Source organism: Rhodococcus sp. 3258, from assembly GCF_031456475.1.
Classification (GTDB): domain Bacteria; phylum Actinomycetota; class Actinomycetes; order Mycobacteriales; family Mycobacteriaceae; genus Rhodococcoides; species Rhodococcoides fascians.
The window spans coordinates 64,999-83,266 of record NZ_JAVDUT010000011.1 but is presented as its reverse complement, the minus strand read 5'-3'; the positions used below and the strand labels follow the sequence as shown (position 1 = coordinate 83,266).

Annotated in this window: 14 protein-coding genes; 7 read left to right on the top strand and 7 right to left on the bottom strand. The window is 65.2% G+C overall.

Features of this window, described 5'->3' with window-relative positions; genetic code table 11:
• The first annotated feature begins 144 nt into the window (after nucleotides 1-144).
• The gene (locus tag J2X62_RS23690; protein WP_310183797.1) at nucleotides 145-5,622 is read left to right on the top strand and encodes a carboxyl transferase domain-containing protein; all 5,478 of its coding nucleotides are present in this window, start codon (nucleotides 145-147) and stop codon (nucleotides 5,620-5,622) included.
• A gap of 122 nt (nucleotides 5,623-5,744) precedes the next feature.
• Here the strand turns inward: J2X62_RS23690 and J2X62_RS23685 are convergent, their stop codons facing one another.
• The 4 genes from J2X62_RS23685 to J2X62_RS23670 form a co-directional block, all read right to left on the bottom strand.
• The gene (locus J2X62_RS23685) at nucleotides 5,745-5,960 is read right to left on the bottom strand and encodes a hypothetical protein (RefSeq protein ID WP_032383864.1); all 216 of its coding nucleotides are present in this window, start codon (nucleotides 5,958-5,960) and stop codon (nucleotides 5,745-5,747) included.
• A gap of 96 nt (nucleotides 5,961-6,056) precedes the next feature.
• Complete coding sequence (locus J2X62_RS23680; protein WP_310183825.1) at nucleotides 6,057-6,932, bottom strand: pseudouridine synthase; 876 nt, start codon at nucleotides 6,930-6,932, stop codon at nucleotides 6,057-6,059.
• Between the two features lie 3 nt (nucleotides 6,933-6,935).
• Entirely contained in the window at nucleotides 6,936-7,778 is an 843-nt protein-coding gene (locus J2X62_RS23675; protein WP_310183795.1) for a rhodanese-related sulfurtransferase, read from the bottom strand.
• 18 nt (nucleotides 7,779-7,796) lie between these two features.
• Nucleotides 7,797-9,449, bottom strand: coding sequence for an alkaline phosphatase D family protein (locus tag J2X62_RS23670; RefSeq protein WP_310183793.1), 1,653 nt, complete (start codon nucleotides 9,447-9,449; stop codon nucleotides 7,797-7,799).
• Nucleotides 9,450-9,576: 127 nt separating this feature from the next.
• Here J2X62_RS23670 and J2X62_RS23665 point away from each other — a divergent pair, with 127 nt between their 5' ends.
• Together J2X62_RS23665 and J2X62_RS23660 are read left to right on the top strand one after the other, a co-directional pair.
• On the top strand, nucleotides 9,577-11,049 hold the full coding sequence (locus tag J2X62_RS23665) for a cryptochrome/photolyase family protein (protein ID WP_310183791.1): 1,473 nt from the start codon (nucleotides 9,577-9,579) through the stop codon (nucleotides 11,047-11,049).
• 279 nt (nucleotides 11,050-11,328) lie between these two features.
• A complete protein-coding gene (locus J2X62_RS23660) occupies nucleotides 11,329-12,756 on the top strand; it encodes a DUF222 domain-containing protein (RefSeq protein WP_310183789.1) in 1,428 nt (475 codons plus the stop codon).
• 160 nt (nucleotides 12,757-12,916) lie between these two features.
• Here J2X62_RS23660 and J2X62_RS23655 read toward each other — a convergent pair whose 3' ends face one another.
• The gene (locus J2X62_RS23655; protein ID WP_310183786.1) at nucleotides 12,917-13,978 is read right to left on the bottom strand and encodes an iron-siderophore ABC transporter substrate-binding protein; all 1,062 of its coding nucleotides are present in this window, start codon (nucleotides 13,976-13,978) and stop codon (nucleotides 12,917-12,919) included.
• Nucleotides 13,979-14,079: 101 nt separating this feature from the next.
• On the opposite strand from J2X62_RS23655, the gene J2X62_RS23650 reads away from it, so the two are divergent.
• Complete coding sequence (locus J2X62_RS23650; RefSeq protein ID WP_032371649.1) at nucleotides 14,080-14,904, top strand: SDR family oxidoreductase; 825 nt, start codon at nucleotides 14,080-14,082, stop codon at nucleotides 14,902-14,904.
• Nucleotides 14,901-15,395: an SRPBCC family protein gene (locus J2X62_RS23645; protein WP_310183784.1), complete on the top strand. Its 495-nt coding sequence runs from the start codon at nucleotides 14,901-14,903 to the stop codon at nucleotides 15,393-15,395. Before J2X62_RS23650 ends, J2X62_RS23645 begins: the two co-directional genes overlap by 4 nt.
• A gap of 3 nt (nucleotides 15,396-15,398) precedes the next feature.
• On the opposite strand, the gene J2X62_RS23640 is transcribed toward J2X62_RS23645, so the two are convergent.
• A complete protein-coding gene (locus tag J2X62_RS23640; protein WP_027497983.1) occupies nucleotides 15,399-15,908 on the bottom strand; it encodes a mycothiol transferase in 510 nt (169 codons plus the stop codon).
• A gap of 97 nt (nucleotides 15,909-16,005) precedes the next feature.
• On the opposite strand from J2X62_RS23640, the gene J2X62_RS23635 reads away from it, so the two are divergent.
• Entirely contained in the window at nucleotides 16,006-17,040 is a 1,035-nt protein-coding gene (locus J2X62_RS23635) for an NADPH:quinone reductase (protein WP_057472871.1), read from the top strand.
• A gap of 1 nt (nucleotide 17,041) precedes the next feature.
• Here the strand turns inward: J2X62_RS23635 and J2X62_RS23630 are convergent, their stop codons facing one another.
• Nucleotides 17,042-17,515 carry a phosphoribosyltransferase gene (locus J2X62_RS23630; RefSeq protein WP_310183779.1) on the bottom strand — a complete coding sequence of 158 codons (474 nt, stop codon included), beginning with the start codon at nucleotides 17,513-17,515 and terminating at the stop codon, nucleotides 17,042-17,044.
• Between the two features lie 84 nt (nucleotides 17,516-17,599).
• On the opposite strand from J2X62_RS23630, the gene J2X62_RS23625 reads away from it, so the two are divergent.
• On the top strand, nucleotides 17,600-18,268 hold the full coding sequence (locus J2X62_RS23625; protein WP_310183776.1) for a class I SAM-dependent methyltransferase: 669 nt from the start codon (nucleotides 17,600-17,602) through the stop codon (nucleotides 18,266-18,268).

The following is an 18,268-nucleotide window of genomic DNA, read 5'->3' as shown; positions in this document are numbered from 1 at the left end:
TAAGTCGACCGGAGTGCTGCATGGGCGCAGGACCGGAGCCTGCGCAACGACCCGACAACCATCAAACGGACATGCCCAGCCGGACCCACCTCCCATCGAGTGCACCGACGCGATGTGCGCCTACACCGAGCGAAGAGAGATACGTTGTTCAAGCGGATTGCAGTAGTCAACCGAGGCGAGGCAGCAGTACGGCTGATCCGAGCCGTCCGAGAGCTCAACGCCGAACACGATTACGGCATCCGCACCGTAGCGCTGCACACCGAGGCCGAGAAGCGGGCCATGTTCGTCCGCCTGGCCGACGAAGCGGTCACGCTGCGTAAGCCGGCGAGCGGCTCGGCCTACCTCGATTACGGCGTGCTGGAAGCGGCGCTGGTGGAATCCGGGGCCGACGCCGTATGGGTCGGCTGGGGCTTCGTCGCCGAGGACCCGACGTTCGCCGACCTGGTCGCCCGCTTGAACATCACCTTCATCGGCCCGTCCGCGGACGCGATGCGCCTGCTGGGTGACAAGGTCGAGGCCAAGATTCTCGCCGAGAAAGTCGGCGTTCCCGTCGCACCGTGGTCCGGCGGCCCCGTCGAGACCCGCGCCGACGCTCGTCGCCACGCCGCGGCGATCGGCTACCCGTTGATCATCAAGGCCCGCTCGGGCGGCGGTGGCCGCGGCATCCGCAAGGTCTTCCACGAGGACGAACTCGAACTGTCCCTCGAACGCACCCAGGGTGAGGCCGAGCGCTCGTTCGGCGACCCCGTCGTATTCCTCGAGCGTCTGGTCACCGACGCCCGGCACGTCGAGGTCCAGGTCATCGCCGACAGTCACGGCAACGTGTGGGCCCCCGGTGTGCGCGACTGCTCGATTCAGCGTCGCAACCAGAAAGTCATCGAGGAGTCCAGCTCCCCGCTGCTGACCAAGGAACAGTCCGATCAGCTGCGTACGGCCTCGGCCGAGCTGGTCAAGGCCGCCGGATATCAGGGTGCGGGCACCGTGGAGTACCTCTACCAGCCCGAGCAGAAGATCTTCACGTTCCTCGAGGTCAACACCCGCCTGCAGGTCGAGCACCCGATCACCGAATACACCACCGGCATCGACCTGGTGAAGCTGCAGATCCTTGTCGCCGACGGCCAGGCACTGCCCGGCGACTGCCCGCCCGAGTTCGGTCACGCCGTCGAGGCCCGCCTCAACGCCGAGGACGCCGACAACGGCTTCGCACCGGCCCCCGGCACCGTCGAGTTGCTCAAGTTCCCCCTCGGCACCGGCATCCGCGTCGACACCGGCATCGCCCAGGGCGACGTCATCCCACCCGACTACGACTCCATGGTCGCCAAGGTCATCGCCTGGGGCCGCGACCGCAGCGAAGCGCTGGCGAGACTGCGCAACGCACTGCGCGAGACCACGGTCGTCATCGACGGCGGCACCACCACCAAGTCGTTCCTGCTCAGCCTGCTCGACCGCGAGGAAGTCATCTCCGCCTCCGCCGACACCGGCTGGCTCGACCGCACCGAAGCCGGTTCCCAGGTGGGGCCGACCGCCGTCGCCGACATCGCCATCATCGCCGCAGCGATCGACGCCTACGACGCCGAAGAAGGCCGCGAACGCACCTCGTTCCTCAACTCCGCTCGCGGCGGCCGCCCACGCGCGACACACGCCATCGGCCGCACCGTCGAGCTGAACTACCAGGGCCAGGCCTACAAGCTCGAGGTCGGCCAGACCGGAACTCACTGCTACAGCATCGAAAGCGACGGCATCGGCGAACTGCAGGTCGACGTCGAGCGCCTCGGCACCTACGAGAGCCGCCTCGTCATCGGTGACCGCCGCTACCAGGTGGTCACCGTCGCCGGAGCCGCCCACTTCCTCGTCGAGGTCGACGGCATCAGCCACCAGATCTCCCAGGACGAGGCCGGGCTGGTCCGCGCGCCTGCACCCGCTGTCGTCGTTGCCGTCCCGGTCGCCGTCGGCGACGAGGTCGAAGCAGGACAGACCCTCGTCGTCCTCGAATCGATGAAGATGGAAACTGCCGTCCGGTCCCCGTACGCGGGCACCGTGCGTGAGGTCCTGGCCTCGGTCAACGGACAGGTCGACGCGGGAGCTGCACTGCTGCGCGTCGATCAGGCCGGAGAACAGAAGGTCTCCGAGCAGGCACCTCGGGTGCAGTTCCGTGGCGTCGACGACGCCGCGCAGCGCTCGCCGCAGCGTCGCGCACTGGATCGGCTCGACGAACTTGCAGCCCTCATCACCGGCTTCGACGTCAGCGGTGCCCGGGCTCGAAACCTGTTGTCCACCTACGAGACTCTGCGTGCCGAGGTGCCACGCGACGATTCGGAGCTGGTCACCGCCGAACTGGCGTTGCTGAACACCTTCGCCGACATCTGCGAGCTCTCCCGCAACCGTCCGACGATGGACGAGGAGACGGGCGACGAGCGAGTCCACTCCCCCCGCGAGCACTTCCACTCGTTCCTGCACTCGCTCGACGCGGACGTCCAGGGTCTGCCGGAGTCGTTCCGCGCCAAGCTCACTCGCGCGCTCGCGCATTACGACGCTGCCATCGACGAGGGCCGAACCCCGGCTCTCGAAGAGGCCGTCTACCGCGTCTTCCTCGCCCTGCAGCGCATGGAGAACCAGGTTCCGGTCATTGCGGCCCTCCTCGGCCACTGGCTCAGCGACTCCTCCGCCCAGCCCGAAGCCACCCCGGCCATGGCCGAGGTACTCGAGCGCCTCATCGGTGCCACTCAGGCCCGCTACCCCGTTATCGGCGACGTCGCCCGCAACCTGCGCTTCCGGTTGTTCGACGAGCCGCAGATCCGGATCGCCCGCGAGAAGGTCTACGACGGCGTCCGTGGCAGCCTGCAGTACCTGGCCGAGAACCCCGACGCAGCCGACTACTCGGCGCGTGTAGCCGCTCTCGTGGCGACACCGGAACCGCTGATCGAGCTTCTGGCACAACGGATCACCGATCCCGGTGCTCTGCTCGAGGTGATCACCCGTCAGTACTACGAAATTCGCACCCTCGAGGATGTCAAGGCCTTCGACCGCGACGGTAAGCACTTCGTCACCGGCAACTTCGAGCTCTCGGGCGAACGACTGCATCTGATCTCGACCGCGACGGACTTTGATTCCCTCGCAACGACTCTCGACGCTGTCGAGGACATCGCCGGCCCGTCGCCCGAAAACCTGGCCGTCGACCTGTACCTGTCGTGGCCGGACGCCCCCGCCGACGGCGACGTGCTCTCGGCCCGACTGCAGGAAGTTCTGGCCGCCCACTCCGGCTCCGGCCGCTGGCGCCGGGTCACGGTCACCGTGTTCGGCGCGGTCACGCGAAAGATGACGTACCGCCGCACCACGGTCGAGGGATCCGAGCCCCTCGCCGAGGACACCATCATCCGGGACATGCACCCACTCACCGGTCAGCGACTCGACCTGTGGCGACTGAAGAACTTCGACGGAGTTCGCCTGCCCGCCAGCGCCGGAACCTACCTGTTCCACCTGACGTCCAAGGCCAACCCGTCCGACGAGCGACTCGTCGCCCTCGCCGAGATCCGCGGCATCACAACACAATTGGACGACGCCGGAAACATCGTCGCCGTTCCGGAGATCGAACGAACCGTCGCAGCCTGCCTCGACGGCATCCGCCGCGCACAGGCCGGACGCGGCAAGAAGCGTCTCGACGCCAACCGCGTCGTGCTCTACGTCTGGCCGGTACTGAACGTGCCTGCCGACCGCATCGCCACCATCGCCCGGCACATCGCACCGCTGACCATCGGAGCCGGACTCGAAGAGATCACGCTGATCGCACGCCTGGCCGAAACACCGGGCGCGACGCCGCGCGAGGTGGCTCTGCGCCTGTCGTACCGGTCCGGTGCCGGCATCGTCGCCAAGGTCACCCCGCCGCCGACCGAGCCGATGCGCCCACTGGACGAATACACCCAGAAGGTGCAGCGGTCCCAGGCCCGCGGCACCGTGTACCCGTACGAGCTGATTCCGTTGCTCAGCAGCAACGGTGGCACGTTCACCGAGTACGACTTCGACGCCGACGGCGTGCTCGCCCCGGTCGATCGTCCCTACGGCCGCAACTCCGCGGGCGTCATCGTCGGTGTGGCCACCACCCCGACCGCCAAGTACCCCGAGGGCATCACCCGCGTCGCACTCTTCGGTGACCCCACCAAGGCGCTCGGCACCGTCGCCGAGGCGGAGTGCTCGCGGATCGTTGCGGCCATCGACCTCGCCGAACAACTCGGCGCCCCCGTCGAATGGTTCGCATTGTCCTCCGGCGCAACGATTTCCATGGAATCGGGCACCGAGAACATGGACTGGGTCTCGCGCGGCCTGCGTCGCATCATCACCTTCACCCAGGCCGGCGGAGAGATCAACATCGTCGTCGCGGGCATCAACGTCGGCGCGCAGCCGTACTGGAACGCCGAAGCCACGATGCTCACCCACACCAAGGGCATTCTGGTGATGACCCCCGATAGTGCGATGGTGCTCACCGGAAAGCAGTCCCTGGACTACTCGGGCGGCGTCTCGGCCGAGGACAACTTCGGTATCGGTGGCTACGACCGCGTCATGGGCCCCAACGGCCAGGCGCAGTACTGGGCACCGAACCTGCGGGCCGCATGCGACATCCTGTTCGCTCACTACGATCACGCGTATGCCGCACCGGGAGAACGCTTCCCACGCCGTGCAGCCACGGCCGACCCGACCGAGCGCGACGTGCGTACCTACCCGCACGTCCACCCGTCGAGCGACTTCACCACCGTCGGCGACATCTTCTCCTCGGTCACCAACCCGGACCGCAAGAAGCCGTTCGACATTCGCACCGTGATGCGCGCCGTGGTCGACCAGGACCACTCGGTGCTCGAGCGGTGGGCCGACATGGCCGACGCCGACACCTCGGTGGTGTTCGACGCCCACCTCGCCGGAATCCCGGTGAGTGTGATCGGTATCGAATCGCGAGCCATCCCCCGCAAGGGCTGGTTCCCGTCCGACGGCCCCGATCAGTGGACCTCGGGAACCCTGTTCCCGAACTCGTCGAAGAAGACCGCACGCGCCATCAACGCCGCCAGCGGAAGCCGGCCGATCGTGGTGCTGGCCAACCTCTCCGGCTTCGACGGATCACCGGAATCGCTGCGCAACATCCAGCTCGAATACGGAGCCGAGATCGGCCGCGCCATCGTCAACTTCGACGGACCGGTCGTGTTCTGCGTCGTCTCGCGTTACCACGGCGGCGCGTTCGTTGTGTTCTCCGGAGCACTCAACGACAACATGGAGGTCCTCGCGGTCGAGGGCTCCTTCGCCTCCGTACTCGGCGGTGCCCCGGCAGCCGCAGTGGTGTTCACCCGCGACGTCAACGCCCGCACCGCAGCGGACGCCGACGTCAAGGAGCTCGAAGCACGACTGAACGCGGCCGAGGACGACGCCACTCGCTCGGCACTGCGCGTCGAACTCGCCACCGTGCGAGCGAACGCCCGCAACGCCAAACTGGGTGAAGTGGCAGCCGAATTCGAGGCCATCCACAACATTCAACGCGCACAGAGCGTCGGATCGGTGCACCACATCGTCCCCGCCGCCGAACTGCGACCGCAGCTGGTCGCCGCCGTCGAACGCGGAATGGCGCGGTCGCTGGCGAAGTAGGGCCTGGGTTTCTCGCAAACGCGCGCGCGTTTGCTGGATGCGAGCGGAATGGTTACCTGTTCCGTAAGCGTCCGGCGAATGCGCGCGCGTTTGTCGGTTGGGGGTTCAGTGCAGGGCGTGCACTACCAGTAGGTCACGTCCGTTGCGACGATTCCGGTGCACTGACCGGTGAAGATGGTCACCGAGCAGGCCTCCCACAACCGGGACAGATCCGAGAACAAGCTCGACACTCCGTTCGCGCTACCGGTGCTCGCGCTTCCGGTATCGGCCACCGCGACCGCTGGCGACGCTATGGCGATGACGGCAGCTCCCAACACAACAGCAATACGACGCTTCACGCAGTTCTCCTCTGTGCTTCCATCGGACATGTCTGCTCGTCACGCTAACCTCGCGCCCGAATTGTCACCATCGTCCGAACGAACGACTCCTGGGCGTCAGAGCTGGAGTTCTCGGGCGCTGGCGAATCGCCGCTGTTCGCCGGTGAGCGGGTCGATGAAGTCCAGTGCCCGGGCCAGGAGCTGCAACGGCCGAGTGAAGTCGTCGGCGGGAGTCGATGTGTACACCGGATAGTACGGATCGTTGACGATGGGAATCCCCAATGACGACAGATGGATTCGCAGCTGATGGGTCTTACCCGTCTTGGGAAAGAGTCGATAGCGGCCGAGGTCGCCGAGAGTGTCGATGAGCTCGATGCGGGTCTCACTGTTCGGCTCCCCCGGCTCCTCGTACGCCGTCATGACACCGTGTTCCTTGAGGATCCTGCTCTGCACGACGCACGGAAACTGCAGTGCTGCATCGAAACCCGCGACGGCCTCGTATTCCTTGGTGACGTTGCGCGTCGAGAAGAGTTCCTGATACGGCCGTCGGGCATGCTTGGTCTTGGTGAAGAGCAGCACTCCAGCGGTGGCGCGATCGAGTCGATGCGCGGGCGTGAGGTCGGGGCAGTCGAACTGCTTGCGCAGCCGCACGGTCGCGGTTTCGGTGACGTGCCGACCACGCGGGATGGTGGCGAGGAAATGTGGCTTGTCGACCACCAGCAGATCTTCGTCCTCGTGCAGGATGCCGATCTCGAACGGCACCGGAACCTCGTGCGCCGGAACACGATAGAAGTACACCTGGCTACCGGCGCGGTAGCGAGTGTCCAAAGTTATGGGCCGACTCTTCTCGTCCACCAGTTCGGCGTCGCCGATTGCCCGACGCCAATCGTCGTCGGGCATCTCACGTTCGAGATATTCGACGATGGTGGCGGACGGATCACCATGCGGTAGAAGCAGTCTCAGAGGCGCGAGACCGTCTCGAAAAGGCAGCATCACTCAGGCGCAGTCGAGACAGATCAACCGAAGCCCACGGCCGGCATCACCGTCGAAGTCCTGGTACCGCGACGTCGGGTTGCCGCAGGCACTGCAGCGACCGATGACGGCGGTGTGGTCGGAGAAGTTCTGTGCCATCCGCTTGTCGAAGACGAAGAGCGAGCCCTCCCAGAGCGCGTCGTCGCCGAAAGTCTCTGCGTACCGGACGATTCCGCCGTCGAGCTGATAGACCTCCTCGAACCCGCGAGCCACCATCAACGAGGACAAGACCTCACACCGCACTCCCCCGGTGCAGTACGTGACCACCGGCGACTTCTTCAGATGGTCGTAGGCACCGGAATCGAGCTGGGACACGAAGTCCTTCGTTGTCTCGACGTCGGGCACCACCGCGTTCTTGAACTTGCCGATCTGCGCCTCGAACGCGTTGCGGCCGTCGAAGAAAACCACGTCGTCACCGCGGGAATCGACGAGCTCGTGCACCTGCTGCGGGCTCAGATGAGCGCCACCGCCGACCACGCCATTGGCGTCGACCTTCAGTTCCCCTGGGGCTCCGAACGTGACGATCTCGTCGCGCACTCGCACGCTCAATCGCGGAAAGTCGTTCCCGAGGCCGTCGGACCACTTGATGTCGGCCGACTTGAAGGCCGGGTAGCTGCGCGTGCCGCGGACGTACCTCTTGACGTCGTCGACGTCGCCGCCCACCGTCGCGTTGATGCCGTGTTCGGAGATGAGGATGCGTCCGGTCAGGTTGTTGGACGCGGTCAGCGTCTGTTGCCACAGCCGGATCGCCTCGGGATCTGGCAATGGAGTGAACACGTAGAACAGGACGATTTTCGGTACAGCCACGCCGTCCAGTATGGCGGGTCAGCCCCGTGGCGGTGCCGCCGCCCGAAGCCGCTGGGTGCCGGAGTCGACGGTGAAGCCCGCTCCCCAGTACACGCCGGTCCGCGGATCCTCCTTGGCGGTGAGGAACCAGTGGTCCATTCGAGCCGCCGTCTTGGTGACCTCGAAGACGCCGAAACCGTGACTGTCGAGGTCGACGAACTTCACGTGCTGGTTGAGCGCCTTGAACGCTTCCTCGGCGACCCGGCCCAGCGTGTGCGGCGGAGTGTGTGTCAGATCGTCGATGTTGGCCGAGCTCACCGAGGTGACGACGAGCTCCGTGGCAGCCGGTTCCGTCGTTGCGTAGTGCGCTGCGTCGAGGGGTACCTCGCAGGCCCAAGCGGAGTGGATGTCGCCGGTGATGAAGACGGTGTTGTCGACGCCTGCGTCCACGATGGCACCGAGCAGCTTGCGGCGGTCGGCCGTGTATCCGTCCCAGGGATCTGCGTTGTAGGGCAAGCCGCCCTCCGGGATTCCGAGGAGCGAGGTGACGGCCCTGGCTGCGTCTCGATCGAGCGGTGGGATCAGAGTGGGCGTGATCATCACCGGGTTGCCGACGATCTTCCACTGCGTCGGCGACGACACGATGCCGTCGGTGAGCCACTGCATCTGCTCGGCACCGGTGATGGTGCGGTTCGGTGAATCGACCTCGGGGCCGTTGAACGGCAACACCTGCTGCGAACGGTAGGTGCGCAGGTCCAGCATCGAGAGCTCGAGGAGGTTCCCGAACCGGAGCCGACGGTAGAGGTGACGGTTGGTGGCAGTGCCTGCTGCCCGGACCGGCATCCACTCGTAGTAGGCCTTCTCCGAATTGGCCTTGCGCGTGTACCAATCGCCCTCGGTGGCCGGCGTGTGGTTCTCGGCACCGCCGTCGTACGCGTCGTTGGCCGACTCGTGGTCGTCCCACGTGCAGATCCACGGAACGTCGACGTGCGCTGCTTGCAGATCCGGGTCGGACTTGTACTGACCGTGCCGCTGGCGGTAGTCGGCAAGGGTGACGATCTCGTGGGTGGGCGAATGCTGCCGGACGACGCCGTCGCGCCCCGGAAAGCCGCCCGTCTCGTACTCGTAGATGTAGTCGCCGAGATGGACGATGGCGTCGAGGTCTCCCCTGGCTGCCAGGTGGCGATAGGCACCGAAGTAGCCCGATTCCCAGTTGGAGCACGAGACGACGCCGAAACGCATCGCATCGATGTCGGCATCGTTGGCCGGGGCGGTGTGCGTGGTCCCGACGGCCGACGCCGCGTCGTTCGTGCGGAAATCGTAGAAGTACGTGGTGTCTGCGCTGAGGCCGTCGACGTCGACTTTCACGGTGTGATCGGTATCGGGGCCGGTGACGACGGTTCCGGAGGCGACGACGCCACTCATGTCTACGTTCCGGGCGATGCGCCACGTCACCGATACCTGCGGGCCGACGCCGGAGCCTGGGGTGGCGTCGGGCGTGGGGGTGATGCGGGTCCACAGAATGATCGCGTCGGGCAACGGATCTCCCGATGCCACCCCGTGCAGAAAGCCTCGGTCGCTGCCTTGGGCGTGGGCGACCGCGGGCAGTGTCGTGACGACTCCGGCCACGGCAACGGCCACCGACGACGAGCGAAGAAACGTTCTTCTGGACAGCGCAGAATCAGCGGGCATCGGGTCAGTCCATGCGATGGATCGTCGGTGGTCAAGTAAGGCGCGCCTGGGTCGGCCACAGTGTTCACCAGCCGGCCATGCTGCGGACGCTGGTTTGCCGTCGTCGTTGCGGGAGAACACTCCGAGAATGGACGCTCTGTGGTTGTTCGGTGATCAGCTCGGCCCGCATTTTCACTCCGTGGACGAGCATGCCGAGCGAGACGTGCTGATGATCGAGTCCCGGCGCGTGTTTCGACGCCGGCGATACCACCGACAGAAGCTCCATTTGGTGTTGTCCGGGATGCGTCATCTGGCCGACGAGCTGGGTGATCGCGTCACCTACCTGCAGACCGAGACGTATCGCGAAGCCCTGGCCGAGTACGGCAAGCCCGTGGTGGTGTTCGAGCCCACCTCGCATGCGGCGGAGAAGTTCGTCGCTGCCTTGCACGAGGAGGGTCTGGTCTCGGAAATTCTGCCGACGCCGATGTTCGCGCTCCCCCGGGCCGAGTTCGCCGACTGGGCGGCCGAGCGCGGAACCTTTCGCATGGAGACGTTCTACCGCGAGCAGCGCAAAAGATTCGATGTGCTGATGGACGGTGCCGACCCGGTCTCTGGCAAATGGAACCTCGACGCCGAGAATCAGTCGCCACCCCCGAAGGGTCGGCTGACCCTGGGCGTGGAAGAACCGTGGTGGCCGACCGAAGATGCCATCGACGACGAGGTGCGTGCCGATCTCGATTCGTGGGAGCTGGACACAGTCGGAGTCGACGGGCCACGAGTGTTCGCGGTGACTGCCTCCGAGGCCTCGGAAGCGTTGTCGCACTTCATCGATTACCGCTTGGACGACTTCGGCAAATACGAGGACGCAGTGATGGCCGACGACTGGACGATGTCGCACTCGCTGTTGTCGGTCCCGCTCAACCTCGGTCTGCTGCAACCGTTGGACGTGGCGCACGCCGCCGAGGACGCCCATCGCGACGGCACCCCGCTCGCGAGCGTGGAGGGTTTCATCAGGCAGATCCTCGGGTGGCGCGAATACGTGTGGCACCTCTACTGGCATATGGGGCCGGAGTACCTCGAACGGAACAAACTCGAAGCCCATGAGCCGCTGCCGGATTGGCTTCTCGAATTGGACGGCGACGCGGTGGTAGCGAAGTGCCTCTCCAGTACCGTCGACGGCGTACGCGACCGCGGCTGGGTGCACCACATTCCGCGGCTGATGATCCTGGGAAACTTTGCGCTGCAACATGCCTGGGACCCACGAGCGTTGACCGAGTGGTTCGCCACGGCTTTCGTCGACGGATTCGCCTGGGTGATGCCGGTGAACGTCATCGGCATGAGCCAGCACGCGGACGGTGGACTGATCGCCACCAAGCCCTACGCGTCGGGCGGGGCGTATCTGAACCGCATGACCGACTACTGCGGCACATGCGAATTCAATCCGAAAAAGAGGCTGGGTGACGACGCCTGCCCCTTCACCGCGGGCTACTGGGCCTTCGTCCACCGACACCGCGAGATGCTGGCACTGAACCACCGCACCGCGCGACAGGTGTCGTCGATGAACCGATTGAACGACCTCGAGCAGGTGCTGGAACAGGAACGTCAACGCGAGGTGTACTGACGCGCCCCGGCAAGTTGTGCACGGCCGGACCCTGTCGACTGGTCTCTGTTGGTATCGACTGCGCAACGCGCACCACTATTAGTGAGGCGCTGCCACGGGAGCCGGCCGTGTTCCACAGCTCCTGTCGCGGCAGAATGGCGGTCTGGCGCGATCGTCGGAGAGATCGAGCCTTTACCATGCGCCACCGACAGGTTCGGATTATCGAATCCTTATGCACAGCAATAGTTTTCGATTGCACCATCATTGCGCATCGAACACACGTTCGATACACTTACTCCTATGACCACGGAGATCTGGCAACTGAGCGAAGCAGAACTGCTCGCCGACGCTGCCGCGGTCTCCCACCAGATCCAACTGCTGGAAGCACGGCGCATCGCTCTCGTCGCCGACATCGACACCCGCGTGAGCCGAGAGAAACTCGGCTTCCCCGGACCCGCAGGGTGGCTCACCTCCACCACCCTCCTCACCCCCAGCAAAGCCACCAAGATCGTCGCCCTCGCCCGCGGACTGAAGAACTTCCCCGACATCGCCGACGCCGTCAACACCGGCGTCATGTCCGTCGACCACGCCGCCCTGATCCTCACCTTCGCCGAAACACCCCCGAAAAACCTCCCGCAAGAGGGTCGCGACATCGCCCGCAAAGCCATGATCACCGCCGCCACCGGACCCGGGGCACGCACCGACAAGATCCGTGAAGCGATCACCAAACTCGAAGACACCTACGGCAGCGACAAGCCGCCCCCTGAGGACACCGACCGCAACGAACTGTTCGCATCGAAGATGCTCAACCAACGCCTCCGCCTCAAAGCCGACTTCGATGCCGTCACCGCAGAAAAGCTCTTCACCGCACTCTCACCGCTGACCGAACCCCGGCCCGCAGCCGACGGCACCCCCGACGAACGCAGTCCCGCGAGGCGACGCGCCGAGGCACTCGGGCAGATCCTCGACCACTACCTCGCCTCGAAGGATCGCCCCACCGAAGGCGGCGAAAGACCGCACATCAACCTGCACATCCGGTTGCAGGACCTCCAGAGCCTGAGCGGTCAGAACAGCGACGACATCACCGACGACGAAACCACCCGCACAGCAGCAGAATCCGACAACGCCGATCCAGCCAACCCGGTGGACATCGACGCCGGCAACCCGATCCACTCCGACCCAATACGATCCGACCCGACCGAGTCGGACGCGGCGAATGAACTCGAGACCGACAGCGCTGCCGGACCGAGCCAGGATCGCAGCGCGTATCGGGACCTGTTCGGCGACGGCACCACCGTCGGCTGGCTGCCGTGGATGGGCCCGCTCTCCCGCGAAACCTCCCGCCAACTCGCCTGCGACTGTCTTCTCACCGCCATCGTCATGGACGAGAACGGCAACCCACTCAACCTCGCCCGCACCGCGCGCACCGTCACCGCGAAACAGAAACGAGCATTGACCGCCCGCGATCACGGCTGCGCGTTCCCCGGCTGCGGCAAACCCGCCGCCTGGACCGAAGGTCACCACATCTGGCACTGGACCGACGGCGGCCCCACCGACATGAACAACCTCGTCCTCCTGTGCGGATTCCACCACCGACTCATCCACCACTCCGACTGGGAAGTATTCATCGGCACCGATCAACACCCCTGGTTCGTACCCCCGGCCACCGTCGACCCCTACCGACAACCCAGACAATCCCACGCCCGAGCAGGCCCCCACATCGCATAGAGACGCGCGAAAACAATCCAGCCCCGCACCGAGAACACGGTGCGGGGCTGGAAGAGATTGCTCAACAGATTGATTCGAGTAGACCACCGTGGGCTTTCTGCACCGTCTGCGGGTCTGGGACTCGATGGGGTCGAGATCAACCGTCTCTTCTACGCTCCGCTCAATTGGTCGAAGACATGCCGGCGTCGAGCTTCGCGACAGCCTCGTCGATCATCGGCACGTAGCGCTCGAGTGCCCACGGCACTGTCAGCGGGTTGATGATCGACGACCCGGTGACGAAGGACTGATCCGTCGGCGCAACGACCGACCCACGGGACACGGCCGGAATCTGCTTGTACGCAGGCTGATTCTCGGTGTCGGTGCGGTTCTGCGGATCTGAGTAGAAGGTGAAGATCAGATCGGAGTCGTTCAACAGATTCGCGTTCTCCAAGCCGATCACCGACGAGTCGGTGCCCTCGGTCTCGTCGAGCGTGTTCACCACCGGATCGACCTGCAGCCCGAGACCGCGCACCATCGCGACGCGCTGCTCGTCGGCGAGGAACACTCCGAGCGTTCCGGGACCGGTGTTGTAGATGTACGAAAAGCTCACGTCCGCGTACTCGGGGTGCTGGGCGGCAGCGTCGGCGAAGCGGTTTTCGATCTTGCCGATCTCCTCGGCCGCCTTCTGCTCCTCGCCCATGGCCTTGCCGATGACGGTGATCTGGTCCTGCCACGTCGTGGTCCACGGCTTCTCCTCGTAGGCGACCACCGGGGCGAAGGCACTGAGCTTGTCGAACTGATCCTGCGTGACGCCGGACCACGGTGCCAGAATCAGATCCGGTTCGAGAGCCGCGACGGCCTCGATGTTCAATTCGGTTCCGCCCGTGAACTGCTGAGGAAGCTCGGCACCCAATTCGGTGACCGCGTCGTGCACCCACGGGAGGTAGCCGGTGTCGTCGGCACCCCAGGAATACTCCTCGACGCCCACCGGGACGGTACCCAACGCGATCGCCGTTTCGGCCGAGCCCTGGCCGAGCGTCACGATGCGCTCCGGCTTCTCGGTGATGACGGCCTGACCCAGCGCCGAATCGATGGTGACGGCCGCGAAGTCGCTGCCCGCCTGTGGTTCCTCAGCGGTATCGGTACTCGAACACGCACCGACCACAAGGGCCGACACCGTGAGCGCGGACAGCAGGGTTGCGCGGCGCGCAGTCCGTCGACCGGTCGGTGAAACAGAGAACATGGTTACCTTTCGACAAGCAAAGGGACTTTAAAGTAACCCTAGGCTAACCTCTCATCCGGATTCAAATGCGCTGCACAGCGGGCGTTCGCTACGGTGGGGGCATGAGCCTTCCTCGCCCCGCACCCGACCGGACTGCCGTCGTGACCGGAGCGTCTTCCGGAATCGGTGCCGCCATCGCTCGCGAACTCGCCTCCCGAGGTCACGGAGTCACCCTCGTCGCCCGCCGCGCCGACAAGCTCGACGAGCTTGCGGACGAGCTCCGCTCGCGGGGAGTTCGCGCCGAGGTGCTCGCAGCAGACCTGTCCCATCGCGCCGCCCGCGCCGAATTGCTCGGGCGCATCACCGAACTCGGACTGATACCGGACATCCTGGTGAACAACGCCGGGCTGTCGACGCTCGGCCCGGTCGTCGAATCCGACCCCGAAGCAGAGATGAACATGATCGAGGTCGACGTGGTTGCCGTCGCCGATCTCTGCACTCGATTCCTCCCCGGTATGACCGAGCGACGACGCGGCGCTCTACTGAACGTGGCCTCCACCGCCGCGTTCCAGCCGCTTCCCGGCCAGGCCGGATACGGCGCATGCAAGGCGTTCGTTCTCTCCTACACACAGTCCTTGACAGGAGAGCTGCGCGGAACCGGAGTGACCGCGACGGCGCTGTGCCCGGGACCGGTGCAGACCGGTTTCGGCGAGGCCGCGGGCTTCGCAAAAGACGATGCAGAGAAGGCACTTCCATCGATCATGTGGGTGTCGGCAGAAACGGTGGCCAAGACCGCCGTCGACGACATGACCAAGGGACGGATGGTGTCGATCCCCGGGCCCGCCAACCGCATCGGATCGATCTTCGCCCAGATCACCCCGCGTACATTGTTGGTGCCCATGCTCACTCGTATTCATCCAGGCCTGAAGAACGGCGCATCCTCATGAGCCGCGAGTTCACAGTGTCCGACAGCGTCGTTGTCAACGCCGACGCCGACACCCTCTACTCAGCGATCAGCGACCCCACCAAGATGGGCCGGTGGAGTCCCGAAAATACCGGTGCCACCGTGCACGATCCTCGCGAGAGCGCCTACGTGGGAATGGTATTCGACGGAACCAACAAGCGCGGCCGGGCGAAGTGGATCACTCGCTGCACCGTGACCGCAGCCGACCCGGGCAAGACCTTCGAGTTCCGCGTCCACGCCATTGGCAAGAGCGCTCCGAAGATCAAGGGCGCGAACGCAACCTGGCGATACGACTTCGAGCCGGTCGCGGGCGGCACAAAGGTCACCGAAACCTGGACCGACGACAGAACGAAATGGCCCGATGCCCTGGCGCTCGTGTTCGACAAGATCGTCACCAGCGGCAAGACGTTCCCGCAGTTCCAGCGTCGCAACATCCGAAAGACGCTGGAGAACCTGCAGAAGCGTTACGCCTGACGGCTAGGCCTGCCGGGTGTACAGGCCGAGAACGTACGACGCCTGCCCGGCATGCTGAAGGTCGTCGGAGACCACGGACACCAGGCGCGCACCCAACGTGACCGGCGGATCCCAGTTCTCGTCGACGATTCGGTCCAGATCGTCGGTCGAGATACCGCTCAGGTACGCAACGGTTTTCGAGTGCACGGCGTCGTGGTATTCGCGCAACAACTCGGCGCTCGAGGTGACCTGAGCCACGTCGGAGGACGATTGGCCGTACCCGATGTCGGACTTGTCGAACGGCAATCCGAAACGCTCGAACCACGAGTCCGACGTCCAGACCTGTTCGCTCCCGGCCACACCCGCGATGTGGTCGTCCTGCACACGCGTCAGGTGCCACAGCAACCACGCGATGCTGTTGGCATCGGCGTCGGGCCGATAGGTCAACGCGGCAGCGGGGATGTCGTCCAACACCGAGTGAACGAGTTCCTTTATTCGACCGAATGCGTCGGTCAGCAGGTCGTTGTGGTTCATCGAGTACGCCTCTTTCGTCGAGCACTGATAGCCAGTCATGCATACCCCGATTGCCGCGAAGGGAACATCGGTGCCCTCCAGGCGCGTTGAACCCGGTATGACTTCTCCAGCAATTGTGTACACCCGCACCGGCGATTCGTCCGTCCTCGAACCGAAAGATCGCGAGGTGACCGAGCCGGCCGCAGGCGAAGTGCGCGTGCGCGTCGTGGTCTCGGGCGTCAATCCGACGGACTGGAAGAACAGGACCGGTTCCGGACCGGGCGAGAAGCTGGCGTTCGACGAGGTGGTTCCGAACCAGGACGGTGCCGGAGTGATCGACGCCGTGGGCCCTGATGTCGAGGGGCTGGCCGTAGGAGATCGCGTCTGGGTGTACCTGGCCCAGCATCAGCGCCCGACCGGAACGGCGCAGAAGTTCACCAACCTTCCCGCGTCCCGTGTGGTGGCTCTGCCCGACGGCGTCAGCTTCGACGTCGGCGCGAGCCTCGGCGTACCCGCGATGACGGCACACCGCGCATTGACGGTGTCGGAGGACGGCCCGTCTCGCTTGCATCCCGGGGCGTTGGAGGGCAAGTCGGTTCTCGTCGCCGGTGGCGCCGGTGCCGTCGGCCATGCCGCGATCCAATTGGCCCGCTGGGCAGGCGCGACCGTGGTGACGACCGTCAGCGGACCGGAGAAGGGCGCACTGGCCACCGCTGCCGGCGCGCACCACGTGGTGAACTACAAGACCGGAGACGCCGCCGCTGACATCCGCGAATTGGTGCCCGGCGGAATCGATCTGGTGGTCGAGGTCGCTCCCGCACAGAACGCCGCACTCAACGCGGCCGTGGGAGCGAACCGAGCATCCGTAGCCGTCTACGCCAACAACGGCGGCGACACCATCACCCTCGACGTCCGGCCGAACATGGTGCTCAACACTCGCTACCAGTTCGTGCTGCTCTACACCGTGGGCGACGAGGCTCTGCGCAACGCCGAGGCGGACGTCAGCGCAGCGGCGGCAGCAGGTGTGCTGGAGGTGGGCGAAGCCACCGGACTCCCTCTGCACCGCTTCCCGCTGAGCGAGACCGCGGCTGCTCACGACGCCGTGGAGAACGGAACCGTCGGCAAAGTGCTGATCGACGTCTCCACCGAATAACTCAGGTGATGACCGGCAACGTGGACCACGGAAAATTGATCCACTTGTCGGTCTCTCGCCACGAGTAGTCCGGCTGCACAATGGTTCTGGGCTTGGTGTAGATCACGGCCGACCGCACGTCGGCGGTGTGCGCCTTCAGTAGATCGATCACCAGAGCCAGGGTGCGGCCGGAATCGGCGACGTCGTCGACCACGAGCAACTTCTTGCCGACGATTGCGTCGGTATCCAGAAGAGGTTCGAGGACAACGGGATCGGGCAGGGTCTCCTCGATGTCGGAGTAGAACTCGACATTGAGGGTGCCCGCAGCCTTGACGCCCATGGCGTAGGAGATGGCACCGGCAGGGATCAATCCGCCGCGGGCGATCGCGATGACGATGTCCGGAACGAACCCGTCGTCCACGATCTTCCTCGTCAGGTCGCGCGAGGCGTCTCCGAAGGTCTCCCACGTCAGTACTTCGCGTTCCGGTTCGGTCATGACGAAATACTTTACCCAAAACTGATTTTTGCCGAATGAGCAAATTTGTTTGCGCTCACGGACGACAGCGGGCAGTCTCGAACCATGGCCGACCACACACCTGCTCACACTCATCCCGCCGACCCGACCCACCCAGAACCCGATTTCGAGAACGGCGCCTTCGACGAATCGTTCTGGGACAACCTCTACAACCAACGCACCACCATCTGGAGCGGAGATCCCAACGCCGTTTTGGTACAGGAAGCGTCCGAGCTGACTCCGGGCCGCGCCCTGGACATCGGCTGCGGTGAAGGTGCCGACTCACTCTGGCTGGCCGGAGAAGGATGGAACGTGACCGGCGTCGACATCTCCGATGTAGCCCTCGGCCGCGCTCGCGCCGCACAGCAGGCACTCGGGTCGCAGTCACTGGCGGTGGATTGGCGGCAGGAAGACGTTCTGGATTGGACTCCCCCGGCCGGGGCGTTCGATCTGGTGTCGGTGCACTTCTTGCAGGTGCCGCCGGACGAATTGGAACTGACCACCCGCAGGTTCGCGGCGGCGGTCGCGCCGCAGGGACGTCTGCTGATCGTCGGGCACAGTCCCAGCGACAGCCATGCATCGCAGCATCCGGCCAAGCACCGACTGTTCGCACCGGAGCCGGTCGTCGCTGCGGCGGGCGACGGGTTCGAGGTCGTTCACGCCGAACACCGCACCCGAACTACCCCGGACGGCGACGAGCGAATGGACACGGTTGTGGTGCTGCAGCGTCGGTAA